This is a genomic window from Hydrogenivirga sp. 128-5-R1-1 (assembly GCF_000171895.1).
In genome coordinates this window covers 1-3,448 of sequence record NZ_ABHJ01000071.1, presented here as the reverse complement: position 1 = coordinate 3,448, position 3,448 = coordinate 1, and the positions used below count along the sequence as shown (strand labels likewise).

The 3,448-nt window shown below is 23.6% G+C and carries 1 protein-coding gene; it reads left to right on the top strand.

Annotation, left to right across the window (positions count from 1 at the left end; translation table 11 throughout):
• Window positions 1-78: 78 nt before the first annotated feature.
• Window positions 79-3,448 (top strand): hypothetical protein (locus HG1285_RS05285; protein ID WP_008288432.1); only part of this gene is annotated, 3,370 nt, incomplete at its 3' end.

Genomic DNA, 3,448 nt, shown 5'->3' with positions numbered 1-3,448 from the left:
TTTCTCAATCTTTCATGAACTTCTTTAGCATCCATTTTAAACCCTCCATTATACTAAAGCTGGTATAATTTTATCATTATGAAAAAAGTTATCAACAAGTATATTTTATCTTTATTTATAGTTTTTTTAACTTTATTAACTATTTTTCTAACAGGTTTTTTCATTCTGAAAAATTATAAGCAGATACTTGAAGCATTTAACATAAAAATAGAAGAAAACTGTCAATACAAAGATAAAAAACTTGAATGTGAATACATAAATATAAAATCAAAAAACTTAAAGGCAAATATTAAAAAACTTTCTTTAGAAATTTATGCAAAAAAATTTTTTACAGGTGATAAGTTCATATTTCTAAATGTAGATTACGTTAAAATTCAAATATCCAAAAGAAAAAAAAGTAAAAAACATGAAAAATTTAACATTAATAACATAAAAAAAATCCTTAGATACTCTTACTTTTTACTTGGAAGGTCTGAAATAAAACTCAATAATCTGGACATAACAATTAAAAACGGCAAATTTTTTGCTGTAAAAGGACTGTCATTAGAAAATATAAACAACCAGTTTTACACATTAAAACCTTTTAAGTTAATTATAGATAACAAAGAAACAGAAATCACAAACTTTTATGGAGAGTTAGACCCTCTTACCAGTTCTTTAAATATATACTCCCTTCAATTTACAGGATATAACACAGAGTTTGTTTTTACAGGGTCTTATAGGATAGACGGTCAAATAACTTTATCAGGTCATACATTTACAAAAAGCTATAAAATAAAAAATATTAAGCTGTCAGGCTTTGAAACATTTTTTGACATAGAGATAACACCTACAAAAAGAACAAGCTACAATGTAGACTACTCCCTTAAAAGTATAGAAATATTAGATAAAAATATAAAAGGATTTGAGATAAATGGAAACATAAATGGGAAATATTATAAAAATGCAGAAGGGATTTTAAAGCTAAATATAAATAAAGCTGAGTTTAATAAACATACAGCCGACAACCTAAGTCTTCTTTCAAGTTTTAAAATTAATATTCCAGATTTTAACTTTTATTCTAAAAATAAATTAAAAATTAAAAAATTTGAAGATAAATATATCACTGTAAATGATTTAAATTTCAATTTTATTACTAAAAAATTCCCTAAACTAAATATAAATGGTGATTTTGATATAAATAATATAAAAGGCAGGTTTTCTTTTAAAGAAAATGATAATGTATTTATAGAAACCTCTGTTTTTAATTTATCTAAAGTTTTATCATGGACAAAAAATTTACCACCTAAACTAAATGAATTAGATTCAAAGTTATCACTGAAATTAAATTTTGAAATTCCTACAAAAATTATCACTTCAAACGTAGTTTTAAGCAATGTTAATCTATTTGGTATAGATTTTAAAAATGGTCTGGTAAATATAAACTACAATCTAAGCAACTTCTCAGGTAATTATAAAATTAATCTTTTAAATAAAAATTCTTTTTTAAACATTTTTGCAGACTCTAAAAAAGATATTATTAACGGAGATTTTGAATATAAAAATATTAATATTGCAAATTTGGTATTTACAAGAAATCAAAAAATACTTTCTGTATTTACAGGAAAAGGAAACATTTATGGAAGTCTAAAAAATCCTCAAATAATCACAGACGGCACCGCAAACTACTTTTTCTATGATGAAATAAAAATTACAACACCTATAAGATATAATTTAACTTTTAAAAACTATACGTTTGATATAAACGCTGACTCCAAAAATATTAACTCTGCTATTAAAATAGCTTTAAATCCATTTTTTATAGACATTAATGCTGATACAAAAAAGCTTAATGGAGATGTAGTCTATTATTATTTATTAAAACTTCAGCCAAACATTTTTAAAACTTTAAAACCTAAAGAAATCACAGGAAAAATTAGAGTAGTTTATACAAATGGTTGTTATTTTGTAAATTTAAATATTTCAGATACAAAAACTCTATTAATTCCTTTAGATAGCTATTTCAAGTCAAATGTAAAAGGTTATATTTCTTCAGGATTAAACAGTTTAGATATATCTTTCAATAAAAAAGACTTCTTGTATAAGAATTTTCATATTGCCTATATAAAAGGCAAAGGGAAACTCCTGGACAAAAAATTTTTTCTGTCTGTAAAAGCAAGAGGTTCAAAAAATTTAGATTTATTTAAATTTAAAGGTCTTTTAAATCTAAATTTAAAGAGTAAATCAATCAAGGCAAACACTGATATAAGTTTAAGGAAAAATAAATACAAATATTTAGCCAATATAGTAATAGAAGGAAATATAAACAATTTTTCAGGAAATTTAAACTACAAATTATTAACTGATAAAAATAAAATTTCGTCTTCTAAGATTAGTATCAAATTTAAGGAAAATTCAAACTATCATCTTACATTACTATCAAAAGAAATACCTTTCAATTTTGAAAAAAAATTAATATCTATCTTGAAAAATGTGAAATATGATATTTATATAACAAAAGATGGACAGTTTGATAGTTATCTTTATATAGATAACCTGAATGTAAACTTAAGTCGTATAAATCTTTTAAACTCAAGGGGTATCCTGGCAAAAATAGATAAAAACACATTCAGCCTTTATCCAACATCCTTTACAGGTGTTTTAGAAGGAGAAACATCTCTATTTAAATACAAATTCAGGGAAAATTATTTAATAGTTAAATCTAAAGGAAAAGTAAACAAACAGGCAATATCTCAAATAGTTCAGCTTCTATCAATATATGGAAATATAGGATATGAATTTTCATTTAATGGAAATGTGAAAAACTTTTTAGAAAAAGCATATCTAAAACTTTATTCAAATAATTTAAAAATTAAAAGTAATTATATTTTAGGATATGTAAAAATTAAAAACCTTTTAGGCATTTATAAATCTAAACAACTGCAAATATCCATAGAAGGGAAAAACTCATTTATAACCTATGGTGAAAACTTGATAAAAATAGATGGAAACATTAATATTGGTACTAAACCAATTGAAATTAACACTTTAATAACAACATCCTTATTCCCCGTAAAATATTCAAATATTTTTATAGGTAATATAAATTCAAATTTATATCTAAGATATGGTAAATCAAAAACAGTTAAAGGAAATATTTCTGTTTCAGGACAAATAAATCTTTCTACAGAAAGTATGCTGAAAAAAAGTTCCACATCACCAAAAAATGAAAACCTAAAGCAGATAAATTTAGATATAAATATAAATTCATACCTTCCTGTTTATATATATGGAAACTGGGGAAAAGCCTACGCAGAAATAAAAGGAAATCTTAGCGGGAATGCAGCAAACCCTATATTTAACGGGGAAATAAATATTATCTATGGGAAAATCACTTATCTTAGAAACAACTATAATATAGACTTTGCAAATATTAAAATTATAAATAACATTCCTTATATAAACGCCA